The sequence below is a fragment of the Clostridium bornimense genome (assembly GCF_018917145.1).
Taxonomy (GTDB): domain Bacteria; phylum Bacillota; class Clostridia; order Clostridiales; family Clostridiaceae; genus Clostridium_AN; species Clostridium_AN bornimense_A.
Map to the genome: position 1 here is coordinate 13,510 of NZ_JAHLOD010000033.1, position 22,501 is coordinate 36,010.

Annotated in this window: 23 protein-coding genes; 13 read left to right on the top strand and 10 right to left on the bottom strand. The window is 26.4% G+C overall.

Annotated features, from left to right (window positions below; genetic code table 11):
* The first annotated feature begins 1,205 nt into the window (after nucleotides 1-1,205).
* On the top strand, nucleotides 1,206-1,961 hold the full coding sequence (locus KQI30_RS11560; protein ID WP_367397851.1) for an Abi family protein: 756 nt from the start codon (nucleotides 1,206-1,208) through the stop codon (nucleotides 1,959-1,961).
* A 126-nt stretch (nucleotides 1,962-2,087) separates the two neighbouring features.
* Here KQI30_RS11560 and KQI30_RS11565 read toward each other — a convergent pair whose 3' ends face one another.
* Complete coding sequence (locus KQI30_RS11565; protein WP_216463487.1) at nucleotides 2,088-2,717, bottom strand: glucosaminidase domain-containing protein; 630 nt, start codon at nucleotides 2,715-2,717, stop codon at nucleotides 2,088-2,090.
* 121 nt (nucleotides 2,718-2,838) lie between these two features.
* On the opposite strand from KQI30_RS11565, the gene KQI30_RS11570 reads away from it, so the two are divergent.
* The 3 genes from KQI30_RS11570 to KQI30_RS11580 all read left to right on the top strand — a co-directional run bounded on the left by KQI30_RS11570 (nucleotide 2,839) and on the right by KQI30_RS11580 (nucleotide 4,085).
* Entirely contained in the window at nucleotides 2,839-3,417 is a 579-nt protein-coding gene (locus KQI30_RS11570) for a sigma-70 family RNA polymerase sigma factor (RefSeq protein ID WP_216463488.1), read from the top strand.
* 101 nt (nucleotides 3,418-3,518) lie between these two features.
* Nucleotides 3,519-3,896 carry a hypothetical protein gene (locus tag KQI30_RS11575; protein WP_216463490.1) on the top strand — a complete coding sequence of 126 codons (378 nt, stop codon included), beginning with the start codon at nucleotides 3,519-3,521 and terminating at the stop codon, nucleotides 3,894-3,896.
* 15 nt (nucleotides 3,897-3,911) lie between these two features.
* Complete coding sequence (locus KQI30_RS11580) at nucleotides 3,912-4,085, top strand: hypothetical protein (RefSeq protein WP_216463491.1); 174 nt, start codon at nucleotides 3,912-3,914, stop codon at nucleotides 4,083-4,085.
* A 7-nt stretch (nucleotides 4,086-4,092) separates the two neighbouring features.
* Here KQI30_RS11580 and KQI30_RS11585 read toward each other — a convergent pair whose 3' ends face one another.
* Both KQI30_RS11585 and KQI30_RS11590 read right to left on the bottom strand, forming a co-directional pair.
* Nucleotides 4,093-4,578, bottom strand: a complete 486-nt coding sequence (locus KQI30_RS11585) for a hypothetical protein (RefSeq protein WP_216463493.1) — start codon at nucleotides 4,576-4,578, stop codon at nucleotides 4,093-4,095.
* On the bottom strand, nucleotides 4,568-5,959 hold the full coding sequence (locus tag KQI30_RS11590) for an AAA family ATPase (RefSeq protein ID WP_216463495.1): 1,392 nt from the start codon (nucleotides 5,957-5,959) through the stop codon (nucleotides 4,568-4,570). The genes KQI30_RS11585 and KQI30_RS11590 overlap by 11 nt, the downstream gene beginning before the upstream one ends.
* A gap of 635 nt (nucleotides 5,960-6,594) precedes the next feature.
* On the opposite strand from KQI30_RS11590, the gene KQI30_RS11595 reads away from it, so the two are divergent.
* The 5 genes from KQI30_RS11595 (at nucleotide 6,595) to KQI30_RS11615 (ending at nucleotide 13,450) form a co-directional block, all read left to right on the top strand.
* Nucleotides 6,595-7,347: a hypothetical protein gene (locus KQI30_RS11595; RefSeq protein ID WP_216463497.1), complete on the top strand. Its 753-nt coding sequence runs from the start codon at nucleotides 6,595-6,597 to the stop codon at nucleotides 7,345-7,347.
* Between the two features lie 68 nt (nucleotides 7,348-7,415).
* A complete protein-coding gene (locus tag KQI30_RS11600; RefSeq protein ID WP_216463498.1) occupies nucleotides 7,416-10,166 on the top strand; it encodes a type I restriction endonuclease subunit R in 2,751 nt (916 codons plus the stop codon).
* Between the two features lie 40 nt (nucleotides 10,167-10,206).
* A complete protein-coding gene (locus KQI30_RS11605; RefSeq protein ID WP_216463499.1) occupies nucleotides 10,207-10,785 on the top strand; it encodes a restriction endonuclease subunit S in 579 nt (192 codons plus the stop codon).
* Nucleotides 10,786-10,789: 4 nt separating this feature from the next.
* Nucleotides 10,790-12,331 carry a type I restriction-modification system subunit M gene (locus KQI30_RS11610; protein WP_216463500.1) on the top strand — a complete coding sequence of 514 codons (1,542 nt, stop codon included), beginning with the start codon at nucleotides 10,790-10,792 and terminating at the stop codon, nucleotides 12,329-12,331.
* A gap of 15 nt (nucleotides 12,332-12,346) precedes the next feature.
* Nucleotides 12,347-13,450, top strand: a complete 1,104-nt coding sequence (locus KQI30_RS11615) for a restriction endonuclease subunit S (RefSeq protein WP_216463501.1) — start codon at nucleotides 12,347-12,349, stop codon at nucleotides 13,448-13,450.
* 35 nt (nucleotides 13,451-13,485) lie between these two features.
* Here the strand turns inward: KQI30_RS11615 and KQI30_RS17365 are convergent, their stop codons facing one another.
* On the bottom strand, nucleotides 13,486-13,611 hold the full coding sequence (locus KQI30_RS17365; RefSeq protein ID WP_301281821.1) for a hypothetical protein: 126 nt from the start codon (nucleotides 13,609-13,611) through the stop codon (nucleotides 13,486-13,488).
* A 217-nt stretch (nucleotides 13,612-13,828) separates the two neighbouring features.
* Here KQI30_RS17365 and KQI30_RS11620 point away from each other — a divergent pair, with 217 nt between their 5' ends.
* Complete coding sequence (locus tag KQI30_RS11620; protein ID WP_216463502.1) at nucleotides 13,829-14,962, top strand: AAA family ATPase; 1,134 nt, start codon at nucleotides 13,829-13,831, stop codon at nucleotides 14,960-14,962.
* Entirely contained in the window at nucleotides 14,959-15,645 is a 687-nt protein-coding gene (locus KQI30_RS11625) for a hypothetical protein (RefSeq protein ID WP_216463504.1), read from the top strand. The genes KQI30_RS11620 and KQI30_RS11625 overlap by 4 nt, the downstream gene beginning before the upstream one ends.
* Before the next feature lie 74 nt (nucleotides 15,646-15,719).
* On the opposite strand, the gene KQI30_RS11630 is transcribed toward KQI30_RS11625, so the two are convergent.
* Nucleotides 15,720-16,682, bottom strand: a complete 963-nt coding sequence (locus tag KQI30_RS11630) for a tyrosine-type recombinase/integrase (RefSeq protein ID WP_216463505.1) — start codon at nucleotides 16,680-16,682, stop codon at nucleotides 15,720-15,722.
* Nucleotides 16,683-16,814: 132 nt separating this feature from the next.
* On the bottom strand, nucleotides 16,815-16,994 hold the full coding sequence (locus KQI30_RS11635; protein ID WP_216463507.1) for a hypothetical protein: 180 nt from the start codon (nucleotides 16,992-16,994) through the stop codon (nucleotides 16,815-16,817).
* Nucleotides 16,995-17,547: 553 nt separating this feature from the next.
* On the opposite strand from KQI30_RS11635, the gene KQI30_RS11640 reads away from it, so the two are divergent.
* Nucleotides 17,548-18,315, top strand: coding sequence for an Eco47II family restriction endonuclease (locus KQI30_RS11640; protein ID WP_216463508.1), 768 nt, complete (start codon nucleotides 17,548-17,550; stop codon nucleotides 18,313-18,315).
* 45 nt (nucleotides 18,316-18,360) lie between these two features.
* On the opposite strand, the gene KQI30_RS11645 is transcribed toward KQI30_RS11640, so the two are convergent.
* Complete coding sequence (locus KQI30_RS11645) at nucleotides 18,361-19,422, bottom strand: DNA cytosine methyltransferase (protein ID WP_216463509.1); 1,062 nt, start codon at nucleotides 19,420-19,422, stop codon at nucleotides 18,361-18,363.
* A 514-nt stretch (nucleotides 19,423-19,936) separates the two neighbouring features.
* On the opposite strand from KQI30_RS11645, the gene KQI30_RS11650 reads away from it, so the two are divergent.
* Nucleotides 19,937-20,581: a recombinase family protein gene (locus tag KQI30_RS11650; RefSeq protein ID WP_216463511.1), complete on the top strand. Its 645-nt coding sequence runs from the start codon at nucleotides 19,937-19,939 to the stop codon at nucleotides 20,579-20,581.
* Nucleotides 20,582-20,920: 339 nt separating this feature from the next.
* On the opposite strand, the gene KQI30_RS11655 is transcribed toward KQI30_RS11650, so the two are convergent.
* The 3 genes from KQI30_RS11655 to KQI30_RS11665 form a co-directional block, all read right to left on the bottom strand.
* On the bottom strand, nucleotides 20,921-21,445 hold the full coding sequence (locus KQI30_RS11655) for a DNA alkylation repair protein (RefSeq protein ID WP_216463513.1): 525 nt from the start codon (nucleotides 21,443-21,445) through the stop codon (nucleotides 20,921-20,923).
* 171 nt (nucleotides 21,446-21,616) lie between these two features.
* On the bottom strand, nucleotides 21,617-22,081 hold the full coding sequence (locus KQI30_RS11660) for a hypothetical protein (protein WP_216463515.1): 465 nt from the start codon (nucleotides 22,079-22,081) through the stop codon (nucleotides 21,617-21,619).
* Between the two features lie 196 nt (nucleotides 22,082-22,277).
* The coding region (locus KQI30_RS11665; RefSeq protein WP_216463517.1) for a hypothetical protein at nucleotides 22,278-22,501 on the bottom strand (224 nt) is incomplete at its 5' end.

A 22,501-nucleotide genomic window follows, 5' to 3' on the forward strand; every position in this document is an offset into this window, starting at 1 on the left:
AAATTTGAACTTTAAAAATATAAAAAAGTAATATGGCTTTGTATAGCTATATTACTTTCTTATTAATGCTGTATATTTCATTGTAAAGTATGTTATAATATTAGTAAGGATTAAGGTCAAGTATTGACATTGACCTATTTGTTTATAATTTGTTAAAGAACTAAGTAGCTAAACTTTGCGGGTTGTGGCTACTTTTTTCTTTTAATATCATTATCTTCAGTAACTGATATTTCAGCTTGAAGTGAATCATCTTTTTTATCTAATCTAGTTGAAAATTTCTTTCCATGTACTATAGATACTAAGGCTATTATCGTAAATGATAATATAAAAAGTGCCTGTTATATAAAAATTTGATATAATATAAATAAAGTTCTAGAGCATTTATTTTAGGGCTATTGGATAAAATTTATTTGAATTTAGGAGAAAAAGCATTAATTGTGGTTTGATGGGTGCTTTTTTTTCTTTGCCATTAAATTCTATGTGGATACCAAGAAATTTAATCTTGATAATCATTATGATATAGTGTAATAGTTGTACTATGATATAATATTTACAATTACATTCAGTATTTGGACTATAAATATTTAGTAGAAGATCTAATAGAAAATGAGAAAGAATTATTTAACCTTTAATGTGCGAAATTCTCCTAACTTTTTTTATAATTTTTATTTAGTGTTATATTGACATCTAATGCAGTTACATACTTTAAAAAGTTTTCATATAAATGATATATGGATAATGTATCTGAAGGATATGGAGTTATTTTACATAAAAAATTATTAATCAATAAGAAATGAATATAGAATTTTTAAATATGAAGTATTTTAAAGAATTTAAGAGTATTTTAACGTATACGTAATATAAAGTTAAAAAATAAGTAAATTTAGACTGTAATTAATGTATACACCATACAAATTAAGGAATAATATAATAGTACAGAACTCGTAAAGCCTATGTTCAATTGAATATGCTCAAATGTACGAGACAGACGTTTTTAAGGAACTCACCAAGCCTCTTAACAATGCTCAAATGGGTGAGACGAAAGTTACCCCACTAAGTTAAATACTTAGTGGGGTTTATTTGTATGGAGGGTTACAATGAAAAATATTAAAGAACCTAAGACCTTTAATGAATAAATTGAAATACTCAAAGGTCGTGGGTTAATAATAGAGAATGAGGATGAAGCAAAATTTATACTTAGTAATATTAATTATTATAGATTTACAGCATATCTAATAACATTTAAAGAAGGTAATAATAAATATAAAAATGGGACAACCTTTGACTTAATTTATAATATATATAAGTTTGATATGGAACTAAGATCATTGATAATAGATATTTTAGCAAGTATAGAAATATCATTTGGGACATACATAGCATATACATTAGCTATGAATTATGGAGCATTAGGGTATTTAGATAAAAATAATTTTATAAATGAAGTTTATCACAAGGGATTTATATCAAATTTGGAAAAAGAGAAACGTAATAATTCTAATAATTTATTTATAAAGCATCATAATGAAAAATATGATGGTAAATTGCCTATATGGGTGGCTACAGAAATAATGTCTTTTGGAATGATTTCTAAATTATATGCAAATTTATTGCCAAAAGATAAGGGTTATATAAAAAATAACTTATGCAATGTAAATCCTAAGCTTGTTACACAATGGCTACAAGCGTTAACAATTATAAGAAAGCAATGTGCTCATTATGGAAGGATCTACAATAATACATTTCCAAATATAAAAATAAAGAAAGATGATCAGTGCTTTAACCTATCAAAGAATAGAATTTTTTCTAATATCCTAGCAATGAAATACTTAGTTTTAGACGAGAGTATTTGGAATAAATTTTTTACAAGTCTACAACAATTAATTAATAACTATGAAAGATATATTGATTTAGAGTTAATAGGATTTCCTGAAAAATGGATTCAAATCTTAGCAAAATAAAATATGGTATATTGAATATAAAATTATATTGTGGATATTATTATAGATAAACTCCTTTAAAAACAATTGTTTTTATCACCTTACTAAAAAAGCCACTAACGAACGATGTTAGTGGCTTTTTTGTATTTAAGCTATTTTAATTACTTGACCTATATATATCAAGTTAGGATTGCTAATGCCATTGATATTAGCTAGGTGCTGATATGTGGTGCCATACATAGCAGCGATACCGCTTAAGGTATCTCCTGACTTTACTGTGTATGTAGTATCAGTGGTAGATGTAGCTGGTGTTGTGTTTGTTTTATTATCATCATATTGAGTTAAGTTATTTTGCTCTATAAGTGTAATAAGTAGATGCGGATAACTAGGATCAGTAGCATAGCCACAATTCTTTAAGGCATAACAAGCATCTCTATAATTACTTGCTTCTCTAACAGATTTATATCTTTCTGTAAGCAATAACTTAGTATGATCCTCTATTGAATCATTAAAACTATCATAAGCTCTAAATCTAGCAGTTACAGTTTGCCTCATGCCATTGTAGTATTCTGTAGTATCCATTGTAGTATAAGCACCGGTCCAGTCATCAAAGGCTTTTATACCAAATAAATTTTTAGCTTTTACTGATAATGTGGAACTACCCCATCCACTTTCCAGGATTGCTTGGGCTATCGTTACAGATGCTAATATTCCATGATTTCTATGGCCATCAATGGCACCATCTTTAACAAGGTTTATAAAACTTTGTTTCTCCATAAATATTCCTCCTCAAAATCTAAAATTTCAGTTATAATATATACATCAAATCCTTTATTTACCAATAATAAAACATACATTTTGCATATTTATTACTAATAGATGATTATGAGGTGATAATATGCTATCTTATAAAGAAATCGAAAACTTAGTGGGAGATTCAAAGAAAGGAAACAAGCTGTCCACAATGGAGCTTGTAAAACACTTTGAGCCTTTTATTTTTAATGCAGTAAAAAACGTTAACATAAGTGGCTTTGATACTAATGATTTAATACAAGTAGGTTATTCTGCTCTTATAGTTGCCATAAACAAATATAATGTAAACTCAAATACATTTTGTTCCTATGCCTACAGAGCAATTAAGAATGCTATTAACTATACTATAAGATCTAATGTTAAGCATAATAACCTTTCCTTAAATAACACCATAGATGAAGAAAAAACAATGACTATTATAGATAACATACAGGATGAAACTACTTTAGAAGATACATATTTAAATAAACTTACTAATAAACAGTTAAGCAAAGTTTTAAGTAATTTAACCTATGAAGATAAAGAACTTATTAAAGAAATCTACTTTAATAAAACATCTGTAAGGAAGTATGCAAAGAAGCATCAGATATCTTATCAGAAAGCATTGAGAAGGAAGAATAGAATACTTATGGAGCTTAGGGAGAAGTTTCAGGGGGAAGGGTAAAGGCATTGGAGCGAGTGGTTCCAATGCCTTTTATTATTGTATTTATTATATTATATATGATATATTAAAATTGGAAATAATTAATTTGAAAGGAAAATAATATGAAATTAACTTTAAATATACTAGGCTATATTGTACCTCTAGCAGTAATACTTGTAATATTAATTACTCAATCTTTTGATCCAGTTGGTATACATATAGGTAAATGTATGTTTGTTGCCATGATTTTTAATGTAGTTTCTTTTATATTTTTCAAAGTAATTTCTAAAAAATTTCTTATTATATTACCATCAATATTTATCATATTTTCTATTAGCTGTGCTACCTTTGGTGCTTTTGTATTTTATCTTCCATCAGCTATAGCATGGATATTATATGTAGTTATAACACTTATCAATTATATATATTGTTTAGCAAAAAAGTTTGTTTTAAGAGATGCAAGTATAGATATTTATTATAATTATGAAAATAAATTTTGAAAGGGATGAACATTGATGATTGATTCACAAATATTCAATTTTATTATAGTTATTTTTTATTACTTTGGAATTGGTATTTTATTATCATTTTTCTTTAGATGGATTGTTCATAAATTAGAAATAGATACATTTCTAGATAAAGTATTTCAATATATTAAAAATAAATATAATAAGTTTATAAATAACTAATTATATATTAAGATAATAAAAATGATAAACATCTACAAATTATTAAATCATACTTTAGGTAATAACCACCCATTATACTATTAAAGGATATAATTTTTATATATGGATTATACATATTTCTTTTTTGCTGGTTTCTAGTTTTCATATATTCAATATTTCGTGTCTCAATGTTTTTTTCACTATAATATGGTTTATCTATATCATTATATATTATCTTTTCATCTGGTATATAAGCTCCATCAGTATCAATTAAGTGGACAATTCTAGTAATATCAGATTTGTTAAATTTATCTCTTTCCATGGCTTTTTTTATATAACTAACTACTTTAGAATCTATATTTTTAACAGATGTGGATTTATCTGTAGTAATATCACCACCAACTATTGAAAATACTATATTCTTATCTTCATATAATTCGGATAATATTCCATAAAGGGAGTCCTTATCTGTTATACCTTCAACTATAAAAACTATAACATTCCTATTTTTCATAAATATTACCTGCCTTTCTAAAGGCACGTTTTATATTATAACTCTTTGTTTTTTCATAAATAGGCTCATCTTGGCCCCCTAAGAAAATTCCTCTTAAATAGAAATCACGTAAGTTATTAGAGTTTTTAACATTTTTTAATCTTATATATCTATTTTCAGGATTGGTTGTTGTAAAAATAACATCATTCTTATCTAATACCTCTAAAGGACGAAGATTATGAGATGTAAATATTAATTGACCTTTAGCATTACTTTTTAGTATATCTAATAATTCACCTAATAGGAATTCAAATATTCCTGCATCAAGTTCATCAACTACAAGGCATACCTTTTCATTGTTATACATAGCTATAAGGGCACTTAATATAGAAATTATCTTTTTTATTCCATCAGATTCAAATTTTAAAGGTATATTTACATTATCTCTTATTGATAATAACTGTACTGTAATACCTATCTCACCATCTTCCATTAATTCTTCTTTCAAATTTTTAATCTCAATAGTTAATCCTGGTATTATAGACTGTAATACTATATTAATCTGAGTTATTACATTATCAAGAACATTATAGGTTTCTTTAGTAATTGTAGATGGCTTAAATAACTCTACAATCACTGTTCCTTTTTTTAATGATTTATTATCAGAAAGCATAAAACTAAAAGGCATCAAGGTATTTAGATTAATATGACCTAAGTAATCATTTTTTATAACGAATAAATCTATTTTAGCAAAATGCTTTAATGACTTAATTATATCCATATATAAATTTTCATCATTGAAACTTATCTGTAATACCTTTTCTGTTTCATCACTAAATATAAAAGAAGTTGAATCACGTTTTGAAAATTCTCTAGCAACAAGTAAATTAGTTTCTTCATCTGTATCAATAATTTTTTTATATATATTTTTAGGTGTAAAGATCTGATTTTTATCATTATCGATATCATAATCTATTATAGTTTTGGTATTTAATCTTGAATCTTTTCTTATTTCAGCATACTTCAAGGTCTCTTTAATAATTTCAACTTTCAATGATGAAGTGTTGTATTTTAATTGAAAATTATAATATATAAAAAACTTTTTGCCTGAAAAATCTATAATAAAAACATATTTAAATGAAGTTGTTTCAGAGTTATATGTTAGGAGATTTTTCATATTTTCATTAATTTTTTCTCCTGAAAGTATAGATTTTAATAAATCTAAGCCTTCTACTAATGTTGTTTTTCCTGAGCCATTTTGTCCGTAGATACCCATTATATCTGTTCCATCAAAATCTAATTTGTTTCTATGTTTATTATAGCTTTGAAAAGCAGCTATTCCATTTTTAACATTTTTAAAGTTTTCAATAGTAACTTCTTGCATTCTAACAGTTCCATACATAATACCCTCTCCTTATATATTATATATATCACATTATTTCTAAAGTATAAATAGAAAATGATATTTTTTATTCCTTTTTTCAGTTTAATTTTTAACATATATCTATATTATTATACTATTTGATATTATTTATTTAATATGTGACTTTCAATTATGTAGATAAGTTTATATATATGTTTAATATGAAAGTAAAATTTAGCTAGGTTTAGATTTAAATATGTTTTTGAAAAATAACAAATGTAATGAAATATAAATAAATAACAGAATAGTTTTATATGTTATTTAAAAAAATAACACAAAAACTATTGACTCTGTGGAACAATATGGTACAATGTAAATGTAGTGAGGGTATATTACTACAAATAATCATAAGGAGGTGCAAAGTTAAAAGGCAAATATTTTTAAGTCTAGGGTAAATAAAAAAAGATAAGAAAATAATCTTATCTTTGAGTAAAGTTTGTTCAAATAGATACGCCAATATCTATTTATTGTTATTAAATATACCTAAAAATATATTATCATCTTGTATGATAAATTACAATATGAACTCTTTACTCAATTTTATTTATCACTGGTAATACTTAATTAAGGAAGTAAATAAAGGTGTATAAAAAATTGTAAAAGGAGCGATGTCAATGGAAAAGATAAAAGATACTTATATGTTAATATTTAAATTTGGAGAAAAAGAAAACTTAGAAAAATTGAAAAAAGGAAGTTTGTACTTTAGAAATACCGAGTATTTTAATAAATGTGAAGAAGATGACGGTGATACAAAACGTGGTGATAAAGTTGATGGTAAATGCTCTCTTGAAGATTGTGAATGGACATATAAAAAAGATGGAAAAGTAATTTTATTGGGTAAATCAAAATCAGCAACAATCACCGATAAAGAAGTAAATCAAATACCAATTTTCTGTTTTTCATCTATAAAATTAAGTGATGTTATTAATGAAGGACAAGTAGTTAGCGAAAATGAAGATAATATTATTTATAACATTAAACTTAAAGATTTTTTTAAAGACGTTTTTAAAGAAGATTATTGGAACCATGTATTAATGATAAAAGACGCTGCAAAATTTATTGATAAGGTGAAAAATGAATGTAAAAGTAGAAACATAGGTTTAATGGGAGGTATTGTTAATTACTATAATAATTCTAATCTTTATGAAAGAATGAATGATATAAAAGATGAATCAGCAAATGCTTTATTTTGGAAACATGAATCTTATAAAGGACAAAGAGAATCTAGAGTTGTTTTAAGTAATCAAGCAATTAATAAGGATGAACCATATTTCTTGGAGATTGGTGATATATCTAATTATTGTAAAATAATTAAAAGAGAAGAATTGGCGGAAATGGATCTAAAATTTGTATTGCATATAAAATAAAAGACAATATAAACCACAACATTAAATACATGTTGTGGTACACTTTTCATTGAATAAGGGGGACAAACATGAGTTATCAAAGCGAAGCAGAATTAGAAAAACAACTATGTTATCAGTTTGAAAATCAAGGATATGATGTAGTTGAGATAAATAATGAAGATGATTTAAAAGAGAATTTTAGAAAGCAACTAAATTTACATAATGAAAGTAATTTAGACGGGGTACCGTTAACAGACAAGGAATTTGAGAGAGTTCTTAGATATATAGAAGGAAAAAGTGTTTTTGAAAGTGCTAAGATTTTAAGGGACAAGTACATTTTAGATAGAGAAGATGATTCTAAGGTTTATATCGAGTTCTTTGATAGTAAGAGCTGGTGTAAAAATAAGTTTCAGGTAACTACTCAAACTACTGTTGTTGGTAAATATACTAATAGATATGATGTAACGTTACTTATTAATGGATTACCATTAGTGCAAATTGAACTTAAAAGACGGGGTGTAGATTTTAAGGAAGCTTTTAATCAGATAGAGCGTTATAGAAAGCATTCTTATCATGGATTATATAGATACATTCAGGTATTTGTTATAAGTAATGGCATAGATACAAAGTATTTTGCTAATACCGATAAGGAATTACTATATAGTCAAACATTTTTCTGGACTAATGAGAAAAATGAGAGAATAACTAATTTAAAGGATTTTGCAGCTACATTTTTAGAGAAATGTCATATTGCAAAGGTTATTGCTAGATATATGGTTATAAATGAAACTGATAAGACTCTTATGGTAATGAGGCCTTATCAAATTTATGCTGTAGAAGCACTAGTACATAGAGCAACGGAGACTAATAACAACGGATATATATGGCATACTACAGGTAGTGGTAAAACCCTTACTTCTTTTAAATGTAGCCAAATTCTTTCAAAGGAAAAGAAAATAAAGAAGGTATTTTTCTTAATAGATAGAAAAGACTTAGATAGCCAAACTGTAGCTGAATTTAACAAGTTTGAGAAAGATTCTGTTGATATTACAGATAAAACTACTACATTAATAAAGCAAATTGAAGATATAACAAAACCACTTATAGTAACTACTATTCAAAAGATGGCAAATGCAATTAAAAATCCTAAGTATTCTAAAGTTATGGACAAGTATAGAGATGAGAAGGTAGTTTTTATAATAGATGAATGTCATAGATCACAATTTGGAGATATGCATAAGGCAATAGAAAAACACTTTAGTAATGCTCAATACTTTGGATTTACTGGTACTCCAAGATTTAAGGAAAATAAAAGTCAAGATGGACGTACTACAGCAGATCTTTTTGAGGAATGTCTTCATTATTATCTTATAAAAGATGCTATAAAAGATAATAATGTTTTAGGTTTTTCTGTTGAATATATTAGTACCTTTAGGGGGCAATATGATATAAATGATGATACAAAGGTAAAAGCCATTGATACAAAAGAAGTATTTATGGATGATCATCGTATAAGTGATATTGCAAATCATATTATTAACAATCATGGTGCTAAGACGAAGAATGGTAAGTATACTGCTATGTTTACAGTACAGGATGTTCCTATGCTTGTAAAATATTATGATATGTTTAAAACTATAGATCATAATTTAAAAATTGCTGCTATATTTACTTATGGAGCAAATGAAGATTCAGAAGGAAGAGACGAGCATTCTAGAGATAGCTTAGAAAGGATTATTGCTGATTATAATAAGATGTTTGATACAAACTACTCTACAGATACATTTTCTAATTATTTTTCAGATGTATCAAGAAAAGTAAAGACTGCTCAAATTGATATATTAATAGTAGTAGATATGTTTTTAACTGGTTTTGATAGTAAAACTTTAAACACTTTGTATGTAGATAAAAACCTTAAATACCACGGTTTGATACAAGCCTTTTCAAGAACAAATAGAATAGAAAAGTCTACAAAACCTTATGGAAATATAGTTTGCTATAGAAATTTAAAAAATAATACTGATGAAGCTATAAAGCTTTTTTCAAATACTGATAATACCGATGTTGTTCTTATGGAAAGTTATGATTATTATTTAAAGAAATTCAAAGAAAAGCTTAAGGCTCTTTTAGGAATAACATTAACACCAGGAGATGTTGATTCATTAGAAACTGAGGAAGAAAAGAAGGGATTTATATTAGCTTTTAGAGAACTTACAAAGATTCTTGTGAGTTTACAAACTTTTGTTGATTTTGAATTTACAGAAGATACATTAGGGATTAGTGAACAAAAGTATCAAGACTTTAAGAGTAAATATTTTTTACTTTATGATGAAGTTAATAGTAGTGAAAATGAAAAGACTTCTATACTTTCAGATATAGATTTTGGTATAGAGCTTATGCATACTGATAAAATCAATGTAACTTATATTATGAACCTAATTAGAAATATAGATTTTGAAGATGAAGATAAAAAAGCAAAAGATGTTGAGCATATTAAGAGAGAGTTAGAAAAAGCTGATAGTGAAGATTTAAGATTAAAGGTAGATTTAATCAAGAATTTCTTAGATAAGGTGGTACCTACTCTATCTCCTGATGATAATGTTGATGATGCTTTTGCTGAATATGAGGAAAACGTAAGAAAAGATGAGATAAAGGAATTTTCTTATGAAGTAGGTGTTACAGAAGACTTTGTAAAAGAAAATATTGCTGAGTATGAGTATAGTGGTCTTATAAATCATAGTGAGCTTAGCAATAATGTAAAAGGTGGTCTTTTAGTAAAAAGAAAAACTATAAAACGTATAAAAGATTTTATTATAGGAAATGTTAGAAAATATAGCTAAAGTGTTATTTGTATAAATAACTATAGAAAGGAGGAGCAACTTGAAGATCGAAGATATTGGAGAAGTAACTGTTGGAGTTATACTTTCAAGGGTAAAAGCTAAACCAGGGGAAGAACATGTAAAGGTACCTATACTTACAATACAAGATTTAAATAGAGAAACTGGTGATTATAGTATAGAAGAAGAGATAACGGTAGAAGAAATAAATCCCAATAAGTATAACAATGAATTGTTATCTCATAAAGGTATGGTCTTAATAGGAATAACTTCATATAAGGCTTTCGTAATTGATGAAAATTATATAGGCAGGGTAATTCCATCATATTTTGCTATTGTAGATTTAGATAAAGAAAAGGTAGATCCTTATTATTTTACTTGGTATTTTAATGAAGAAGAAAGTATTAAAAAGCAACTTACAATTGCAAAACAAGGATCAAGTATTAAATCATTATCAGTACAAATGCTTAGAGAATTAGAAGTAGTGATACCTCCTATTGAAATTCAAAAGAAAATAGGAAAGATATATTATTTAAGGAAATTAAAAGAGAAAAAGCTATATGAAAAAGAAATTTTAGAGAGAACTCTTATAAATTCATTACTTAAAAGAAAGGTGAGATAAAATTATGTCAGTAAGTGAAAAACAACAAGAGCAACAATCAAGTCTTCATACAAAGCTATGGGCTATAGCTAATGACCTTAGGGGGAATATGGAGGCTAATGAATTTAAAAATTATATATTAGGTCTAATATTTTACCGTTATTTATCAGAAAAAGTAGAAGTTAAAGCAGCTAAGTTATTGGAAGAAGATAATCTTTCTTATGAAGAAGCATGGGAAGATGAGGAATATAGGTTAGCACTTCAAGGGGAGTTAATAAGTGATATTGGGTATTTTATAGAACCATCATCATTATACTCTACATTGCTTAAAGCCATAGAAGATGGTAATTTTGATATAGAAATGTTACAAGGAGCTATAAATGATATAACAGAATCTACTATAGGACAACAATCACAAGATGATTTTGATCATTTATTTGATGATATGGATTTAACATCAACAAAGCTTGGTAGAGATGTAAAGAGTCGTTCAAAGCTTATAGCAAAGGTTATGAGTAAAATTGCTGATATACCATTTGCTCATGATGATAGTGAAATAGATGTTCTTGGTGATGCTTATGAATATCTTATATCACAATTTGCTGCTAATGCTGGTAAAAAAGCAGGAGAATTCTATACACCACAACAAGTATCAAAAATCCTTGCAAAGCTTGTTACTGTAGGAAGAAAAGATTTAAGAAATGTATATGACCCTACTTGTGGTTCCGGTTCATTATTACTTCGTGTAGCTAAGGAATCTAATGTTAGAAAGTTTTATGGTCAAGAATTAACATCAACTACTTATAATTTAGCTCGTATGAATATGTTGCTTCATGATGTATCATACCAAAACTTTGATATAAGAAATGCAAATACATTAGAAGAACCACAACATATGGATATGACATTTGATGCAATAGTAGCAAATCCTCCGTATTCAGCAAATTGGTCAGCAGATCCAAAGTTTATGGACGATCCAAGATTCTCAGCTTACGGAAAATTAGCACCAAAGTCAAAGGCAGATTATGCATTTATACAACATATGATATATCAATTAGATGAAAAAGGAACTATGGCAGTAGTGTTACCACATGGTGTACTATTTAGGGGAGCAGCAGAAGGAACTATAAGAAAGTACTTAATAGAAAAAAACTATCTTGATGCCGTTATAGGACTTCCAGCTAATATATTCTTTGGAACTTCTATACCTACTGTTATATTAGTATTTAAGAAGTGTAGAGAAAAATCTAATGATATATTATTTATAGATGGTTCTAATGACTTTGAGAAAGGTAAAAATCAAAATGTTTTAAGAGATAGTGATGTTGAAAAAATAGTTAATACTTATATAGAAAGAAAAACTGTAGATAAGTATTCATATTTAGCACCATTATCAGAAATAAAAGAAAATGACTATAACTTAAATATACCAAGATATGTAGATACTTTTGAAGAAGAAGAACCTATCGATATAAATGAAGTTAAAAATAAAATAGCTACATTAGATGAAGAAATAGCAGCAATAGATAAAGAACTTGAAAGCTATCTAAAAGAACTAGGAATATAAGGTGGTGGATAAGATATGAGTAAAACACCAAAGTTAAGATTTCCGGAGTTTAGTGGGGAGTGGGAAGAAAAGAAAATAAGTGAAACTCTTAAAATTAAACATGGTAAAGATCAGAAGCAAATAGAAGTAGAAAAGGGAAAGTATCCCATTCTAGGTACAGGTGGTAAGATTGGTGAAACCAATACAGCTATATATAATAATGAATCTGTTTTGATAGGAAGAAAAGGTACAATTAATAAACCAATGTATATGGATACTCCATTTTGGACTGTAGACACGTTATTTTATTCAGAAATTAAAAGTGATAATATAGCCAAATTCCTATTTTATAAATTCCAGTGTATAAATTGGAAAAAATATTCTGAGGCGTCTGGAGTGCCTAGTTTAAGTGCATCTACCATTGAGAGTATTAAGTATAATATTCCAGAAAAGCAAGAACAACAAAAAATAGCTTCTTTCTTATCTCTAGTAGATAAAAAAATAGAAAAGCAAAGTGAAAAAGTAGAAGCAATTAAAGAATATAAAAAAGGTATGATGCAGAAGATATTCTCTAGAGAGATAAGATTTAAGGATGATGAAGGAAAAGAGTTTCCAGAGTGGGAAGAGAAGAAGTTATCAAATATAACTGTTTGTTTAGATAATAAAAGAAAACCTTTAAATTCGTCAGAAAGAGATAAAAGAAAAGGAACTATTCCTTACTATGGTGCAAATGGTATAGTGGATTATATAGACGATTTTATTTTTAACGAAGAATTGATTTTATTAGCTGAAGATGGAGGAAATTTTGATGATTATTCTACAAGACCTATAGCACAATTAATAAAAGGAAAGTCGTGGGTAAATAATCATACACATGTTTTGCATTGTAAAATTAATACAACATATGTATTTTATACTTTAGTTCATAAAGATATACGAAAATACATTAATGGAACAAGTAGAGCTAAATTGAATAAAGCTGATATGCTAGAAATTGTAGTTCAAGTACCAAATATACAAGAACAACAAAAAATAGCCAACTTCTTATCTATCATAGATAAGAAACTAGAAAAAGAAGAAGAAAAACTAGAAACTTTAAAAGAGTGGAAAAAAGGATTATTACAACAGATGTTTGTATAGAGAAAAGGCAGGTGGAAGTCCACTTGCCTTTTTTGTTAATGTTTTTCATCTTGATGCTTTTTAAGTATTTGTCCAGCTTTGCTTTTTTGTGATTTAGTAGTTTTGGAGCTTGCTAGATCCTTGGCAGCTTTACCTACTTTTCCACCAGAGTGTTTAACCATAAATACTCCTCCTTTCTGATTATTTTAGTCATGCCATATTTTGTATAATCATAATACTCTTTTTACTGTAAATATACAACTTTATAATTTTATATATTAAATTATTGGAACGTAAAAAAATTACACTACAATATAAAAAGAAGAAAAAAAATTGCATTTTATTTTTGTATTTGTATATAATAGTACTATAGGAAAAATAATAGGAGGATTTAAAGTAATGTTAACAAAAATAGAATTAGAAAATTTTAAGTCTTTTAAAAATAGAACTATTATTGATTTACAAAGTACAAATTATAAAATTTTAAATAATTCTAATGTAAATGAAAATGGTATTTTAAAAGGAGCCATATTTGTAGGGGGCAATGCAACAGGAAAAACAAATATTATTTTGTCTTTAAAGCTATTGCTAGACTTATTATTTAGAGAAAAGTTAATTAATATCGGTGCCTTTAAATGCCTTTTTTCTCAGGAATCAAATATTAAGCTAAGCTATGAATTTATAATAGATGAGGAAAAAATAAGGTATTGTATAGAATATGATACTAAGGAAAAATCCTTGATAGAAATTTTGTATGTTAATGATAAAGAAGTATTAAATAGAATAGGAAAAAGTGCAAAAAGTAATATTACAGAGAATTCAATTTTTGAAGATTTAGATAATAAGACATTAATATTAAGAACAATATATTTCAATACTAAATTTTCAAATTATCCTATATTAAAAAAATGGTTTGGTTTTTTAATAAACTCCATCTATATGGATGCTTCAGTTAGGGTTAGATCAAATACTTATGAGAACCTTTCATTAATAGATTATTTAGATAAAAATGGTGAATCAGAAGTAAATAATTTTTTTGATAAATATAATTTTAATCAACGAATAGAATATACAGAAAAAAGTACAGGTAATATGATTTCTATAGATACTGATGGAGATAAGACTATATTCTTTAAGAGAAAAGGAATCGATGAACCTATACCGTATGTATTTGAATCTTTAGGAAATAAGAATTTATTAAATATGTTACCTTCATTCTTTCATATAGTTAAGAATAGTGGAATGCTTATTATAGATGAATTTAGTAGTGCATTTCATAATGAGTTAGAAGAACTTCTTATTAAGTTTTTTATGACTAATTCAAAAAACTCTCAAATTTTTATAGTTTCTCATTCAACAAATTTATTATCAAATAGTATATTTAGACCAGATCAAGAATATGCTGTTGAGTTTAATGATATGTATGGTAGTAAGTTAAATAGATTTTCAAACGATAAACCTAGAGAAGCTCAAAATATAGAGAAGATGTACAATAGTGGCTGCTTTGGTGGTCTACCTCAATATAATCTATGAGAAATAAAATAAATTTAGTAAAGAATAAACGAATAGGAAGAGTATTATTTATTGTTGAAGGTCTAGATGATGTAAATTCGTCTATATTTGTAATCAATACAAAGGAATCTAATATTAAAGATATCGAAGATATAAAGAATGCCGATGGATATTTAAATAACTTATTTGTTAAACTAATAAATAAGTATCAATTTCCAGTAGATAAATCAGCAATTTATTATATCTTTGATAGAGATTTTGATTCTAATAAAGATGCAAAATTAATAGAAAAATTAATATATAAGTTAAGAAATTCACGAGATGGTTTTGATGATGAATATGACAAAGGATTATTGTTATTAAGTTATCCTGCTATTGAAAGCTTTATTACAGCAAATTTTATAGAAGATGCATGGAACTTGCAATTTCAAAATGGAAGCGATTTAAAAAGGTATCTTCATAATTTTCAATATACAAGCCAAAGGATAAATGAAGAGTCTTTAATATCTTCGGTGAATGAACTGCTGAAAGCTTTTGATAAATTAGGAGTTTCAGAGTATGATTTAGATGATTTTTATAAGACAAATAAAATAGTTTATGATTACGAAGAAAATAATTATAAAGAAAAGCGTAAATATAATGTAATAAGCCTACTTTCTATAGCCTTATTAGATTTAGGGCTTATTGAAATAGATATTACATAAAATAGGAATAATGTTCTTTGAAGAATTAGACGATAAATATAAAAGCATTGAGGTAATTCACTTCAATGCTTTTATTACTTCCTATTCAGCGGATTCCCATCAATAGCCCTCCTAACATCTTCATCATTAACATGAGTATAAATAGATACAGTATTTAGACTTTCATGATCTAATATTCTTTGAAGTGTTCTTACATCAGTTCCGTTTTTAAGTAGTAATGTAGCCATAGTATGACGTAGTTTATGAGGAGTACAATCTTCATTTATATTGGCCATACTACAATATTTTTTAATACTTAGTTGAACAGTTCGTGGACTTAGTTTTGTACCTCTGGTGCTTATAAATAAGTAATCTTCTAAGTCACTACTCCATTTTTTATTTCTAACTTTAAGATACTGATCTATTGATTGTTGTGATACTTCATTAAGAAAAACTATTCTTTCTTTATTGCCTTTACCAAGTATCTTAATAGAATCATTATGAATATCTTTAAACTTAATATTAAGAAGCTCTGATATTCTAAGTCCTAGATTGAGAAGTAATGTATAAATACAATAGTCTCTTTCTCTATTTACAGTATGGGAATAATCAATAATGTTAAGTAAATTGTTAGCTTCATATTCACTTAAATATATAGGCATGGTTTTAGTTTTCTTAGGTGTTTTTAAATCTTCTGTAATATTTGTATCTATTGCTCCTATGTTAAATAGATATTTATAAAATACTCTTATTGATGTTATCTTCCTGGATCTTGTAGTATTTTTATTACCTTTTGTAGTATCTAGGTATTTAATAAAATTATGGATATTATCAATAGTAATACTATTGATAAATTCCTTATCAATATCAGCTATAGTAATATATTCCATAGCTACATTACTTAACGATGATATCTTTCCTTTTTTCATATATCTTAAAAATAAAATTAAATCACTACAATACCCATTAACAGTTCCAGCTGCTTTTCCTTGTACTGATGTTAGGTAATGTAGAAACTCTTCTAAAATAGAAGGAAGTTTTATATTTTTTAAATTCATTTAATCACCTGCTTAATCTATAAATTTATACAAAAGTAATTATATGGATTACATTATTAAAATAAAATCTTACGTGACGTAACTTTTAAAAGATGATTTCAAATTAAGTCATGTAAGATTAATAACTTTATATTATCCAAACAATATAGCAAAAACTATTAAATATGCACTGATGATAGCCATCATTGTATATAAAATAACTTCTTGCTTATCAGTCTTTTTTATTGCATTTATAATTCCTACTACTAATGTAAGCGGTGTTATAATAGTTAGAATTTCCCTAAGACCACCTATAAGTTCAAATATCTCCATTAGTTCTTCTCCCATTAATTCTATATAGAATCATACTTACTTTCAGCTAATTTATTTTCTTCTAATGAATTATTTTCTGATTTTACCTTTACAGTAACATCTTTATATTTCTTACATTTAGCAAATTATTCAATTTTTTTATATCATTTTCTTGTAATCTAAAAGACGATGACTTTAATTCACTACCCATAGTTATTTCCCCTTTATATCTATGTACTTGTATTACAATATAATGTATTACGGTTGTTATACATTTAGTATAGTCCTCATAATTTACAGATACAACAATAGATATATGATTTTTAAAAGGATTCTAGATAATACAATAGTTATATTAATAAGAGTTTGGCATATAGGACAATATGTAATATTAATTTTCATCTTTAGCATCAGCGAAATTTTATATGTGAATAATATTCAACAAATTTATAGTTATATAGTATTACTTCATATTGTAAAACTTTGTTTAGATTTAGTAAAAAATACAATTTTCATTCATATTGTGATATAATTTAGTAGTAATTCTATAAAAAGTAAGATGAGGGGGGTAACTATGGCACTTTTAACATTTATGTCTGATAAACACTTATATAGTTGCATATATAGACTATATTTAGCTTATATGAGAGCTAAAAGAGATTTAGATTTAACTGATTTATACAAAAATAAATTGGATCCTATAAAAGCATATTTCGATATGGAATTCAATGAGATCAATTTAGAAGAATTTATTGATATTGAAGCAAAGAGAAAAGCTGATAAAAGTATTAATAATCATATAGGTGATTTTCATCAGGAACTACTTAATGGCATAGAAGGATTTGAAGCTCCTCAATATGCAGGTTATGATGTGAGAAAAGTGGATAATACTATCTTTGGAGAATTAAAGAATAAACATAATACTATGAATTCTTCATCAACTGAATCTACATTTCAAAAGCTACAAAGATATGCAAATGAATATCCAAATTCTATTTGTTATTTAATAGAAGTAGTAGCTACTCATAGCCAAGATATATTGTGGACACCAACTTGTAGTGGAAGACAATATTCTCATCCTAGGGTTAGAAGAATATCTATTGATAAATTTTATGAAGTAGCTACTGGAAGAGTAAATGCATTTAAAGAATTATGCGATGCAATACGTATAGCAACTCCACAGATTATAAAATATATTAAAGAAATTGAGAATAAGGAAGTAACAAGTTCTATTACTACTAATAAAGCTTATGAAGAATTAGTATCAAGATCTCAATCTTTTGGCATTAGCGAATTAGATACTATTTTTAAAGATAATCTTACAAGATATAATGGTTTCTAAATAAAGTACAAGCTATACATATTATGTTTATGTATAGCTTATTAATTAATCTATTTTATTTAATAAATCAACTATAGCTAATCCAATAGATTTAGCCATTTCTACTGGAACAGCGTTTCCTATTTGTTTATAAACATTAGTTATAGTTCCTTCAAAGATCCAGTCATCCGGAAAACTTTGTATTCTAGCATATTCTCTTGTTGTAAAAGGCCTTGTTTCATCTGGGTGACATCTCTCAGTTTGCTTTTGAGCTGGACTACAAGTTAATGTTAAGCAAGGTTCATCCCAACTAATTCTTCGTGCCATTCCTCTTTTTCCTCCACCAGAGAAATAACTACTTCCCATATATTCTTTAGCGATCTCATCTGGTAAGTCAACCCAGCAACCACCAGGTGGTACCATTTCTAATACTCTTCTTTTCTTTTCAGGGTATATAGATCCAGGTGATGGTGGTACATCGTTTAATGCATCTCTTAATGTAGGTATATACCCAAATGGTCTAGGATCTTTAAATTCTATATCAATATCATTTCTTATTCCAATTATCACTATTCGTTCTCTTTTTTGAGCTACTCCATAATCAATCGCTCGTAAAACATTCCATGTAACTTTATATCCTATTTCAGTAAATACATCTATCATAGACTGCAAAGTTCTACCGTTATCATGTGTAACTAAACCTTTTACATTTTCGGCCAAGAACACTTTAGGTTTTAAGTCTCTTAATATCTTAGCATAATAGTAGAACATAGTTCCTCTAACATCTTCTAATCCTAATCTTTTACCAGCATATGAAAATGCTTGACATGGATACCCACCAGATAATAAATCTACTTCTATATTTTCTGGTAAATATGTATGGATACCTCTCTCTGCAACAGTTACTACGTCTTCTTCTATAACATTCCAATGAGGTCTATTTCTTCTTAATGTATTGCAAGCATTTTGATCTATTTCTACCAAACCAACCTCATTAAATCCTGCTTTTTCTAATCCTAATGCTAATCCACCAGCACCAGCAAATAATTCTACTACATTATAAGCTCTATTCGCATGAATATTTCTTATATCAATAGTTGAATTTTCATGAAGTGTTCTTTTAAACATGTAATTTCCTCCTTGTTAGTCATTAGTTTAAATTATAACATCTTTTTTTAAGACACATTATTTTTTGAAAATTCTTAAGGTATATATAAATTTTACTCGACATAAGATTACTAGGATAACACGATACTAGTATTATAATTAATATTTATTTTTGAAGATTATATATTAATTATAAAACAAAAAATTATGTTTTTTCAAAAAGGTTTTTGATATAAAAATATAGTTGTACAATTTTAATTATATTAACATTTATTTAATTAGAAATTCAAATTTATTAAACTTTTTTATACTGAACAGATTCCATTTATTATTTAGGAAGTAATTGTAAAAGAAGCACTATATACACTTTATGTTTATAAATGTATACTTTTATGAACTATTAAAAATATATCGAATTTTAGTACATTATTGTATACATATATACTTTATGAACGTTCGCATAAAGGTCTTTATATTTATGTCCATATTTGCTACAATATTAGTATCAAAAATGAAATTATGAGGTATTTTAATAATGGCAACTTATGGATATCACAGAACAAGTACAACAGAGCAACATTTAGACAGGGGAATTAAGGAAATAACAGATTTTTGTAATTCTCATAATATTGATTTAGAAAAAATTTACACAGATCAGAATACTGGTAAAAATTTTAACAGACCAAGATACACAGTATTAAGAGATGACATTTTAAGGAAAGGTGATACTTTAATCATAACTGAGATAGATAGACTAGGAAGAAATAAAAAAGATACATTAAAAGAGCTACAGTTTTTTAAAGATAAAGAAATTAGAGTTATGATCTTGGAACTTCCAACAACATTACAGGATTTATCTAAACTAAATAACTCTATGGCAAAAATGGTTATGGAAACTATAAATAATATGCTTATAGAACTTTATGCAACAATGGTGCAAGCAGAAGTAGAAAAGAAAGAAAAGAGACAAAGGGAAGGAATTGAAGCAATGAAAGCACGAGGTGAATGGGATAGGTACGGTAGACCAAGAATACAACTACCAGAAAACTTTGATGAAGTTTTAGGGAGATGGAAAACGGGAGAGATTACTGCTGTTAAGGCTATGGAACTAACAGGGCTTAAAAAGACTACTTTTTACAAGGTTATTAAAGAAAAATTATATTTAAAAACAATTAAATAAGATCTATCTTTAATTTATGAATATGAGCTCATTTAGTAAGTTAATTTATATACTTAATGAAAGAAGTCTGCATATAAATAATAAGTGTATATAATTATTTATCTCAATTACCTTTGAATATCTTTTCAATAATAAAAGAGTGTGTTAAAAAAACTCTAAATTGAATCATTAAAAATATTAAGGAATATAAAAAATATATATCTTCATTAACTACAATATGTTATATGGTAATATGATGTAATTCTACTTCTAATAGTATAAATATATTTCCATATAACTTTGAGAGTTTATTATAATTCTTTATCTAAGAAAATTTATATTTCATGTTATATTAAATGTTTACATAGTTTTATTCACGTACTCCCTTTTCATTTTAGAAATAATTTGTTTTTCTTCATCTTCTACTTGAAAAGATTCAACAATCTTTTGTATTGTTCTATTATATGTTATATCATCTATATTGCTTCTTTTTAGATATTCCAATGTTTCATTTGAAAATTTAACATAGCAAATTGAAAGTGCCCAAGCGACAGCTGTACTAGCGTAATATTTACTTGTATCTATTTTATTTAAAACTTCTAATACATTATCTATATAGTTATTCTCAATATAATAATAGATAATTATAACGACTCCAAATCTTATTTCAAATTCATCGGATGAAAATAATTGTTTTTGTATGTAATCCCACCACCTTTCCTTATGTTTATTTACATACTTCAATCTCTTACAAAAATTATCACACATAAACCAATTATCAATTTTTTTAACATACTTATCAATATATTCTACTATCTCATCAAAATCTAATCTTATATATCCAAGTATTATGCCTTGTAACATTACTTCTTCAAAATATATCATATCTTACTTTTTCTATCATTAAAAAACATATCTCCTTTATGTTTTTTATTTTGTATATACAATCTTTCTATAAAGCTCATATTAGAATATAAAAACGATGAAAATATCGCCAATTCAATTCTTGAAAGGCGATATTTCCTTTATATACATACACTATATAATATATACTAATTAATATAATTCTATTTTTCCATTATAGTTATGTGCTTTTTCTATCAATGGTCCTTTTACTCCTAATGTGAATGCAATATCACTACTACGAATTGATAAAAGTTTATCTCCAATTTTTAATGATAATTCATCTAATACTCTATTATTTAATTGTATAATTCCTTTATCAAACGGAACCCAACAATACAATCTTCCCTTATACTTAATAAACTCGCCAGATTCTAATTTATACTCTCGCAATTTTTCATTGTCTTCTAAAATATGTTTCAATTTTGAATTAATTAATAATTTTTTATCTGTAACACAGAATCCACCAGTTTTCTTACTTCCCGAAATTAAAAATATCTTTGAATCATCTGCAATCCTATATTCATTAACAGCCATTTCAGGTACACTAATAGTCAAGTCATCTTTTATTTCTGACCAACCAAAAACATATTTACCTCCCTTATTCATTTGTGGCATAAAAATTCACCTCCAATATCAAATTATCTATATATCATCTTATGCTAAATTCAGTAAAATCAACATTATACTTCTTTATCAATTGTTTAGTTTTATCAATACATACATCTACTTTACATTTTAGTTTTCTTTCATTTTCATTAACTCTCTCCTTGTAGTTTATTATTCTCTTATTTACTCGATATTTCTTAGAATTTCATATCAACTTATATCTATTTTTATATTGTAATTCTAAAAGTGCATTAAATTCACTTTTCATGATATACCTTACTACATCATTTTCAGCAGCAAATATATTGCATGTATCATTATTTATGAACTCTGCTGCAGTTTCTTTTAATAAACGTATAAACTTATATCCTACACCTGATTTTACATTAGTTCTTAATTGCTCGAATATATCTTTTTCATCAGCAGCAA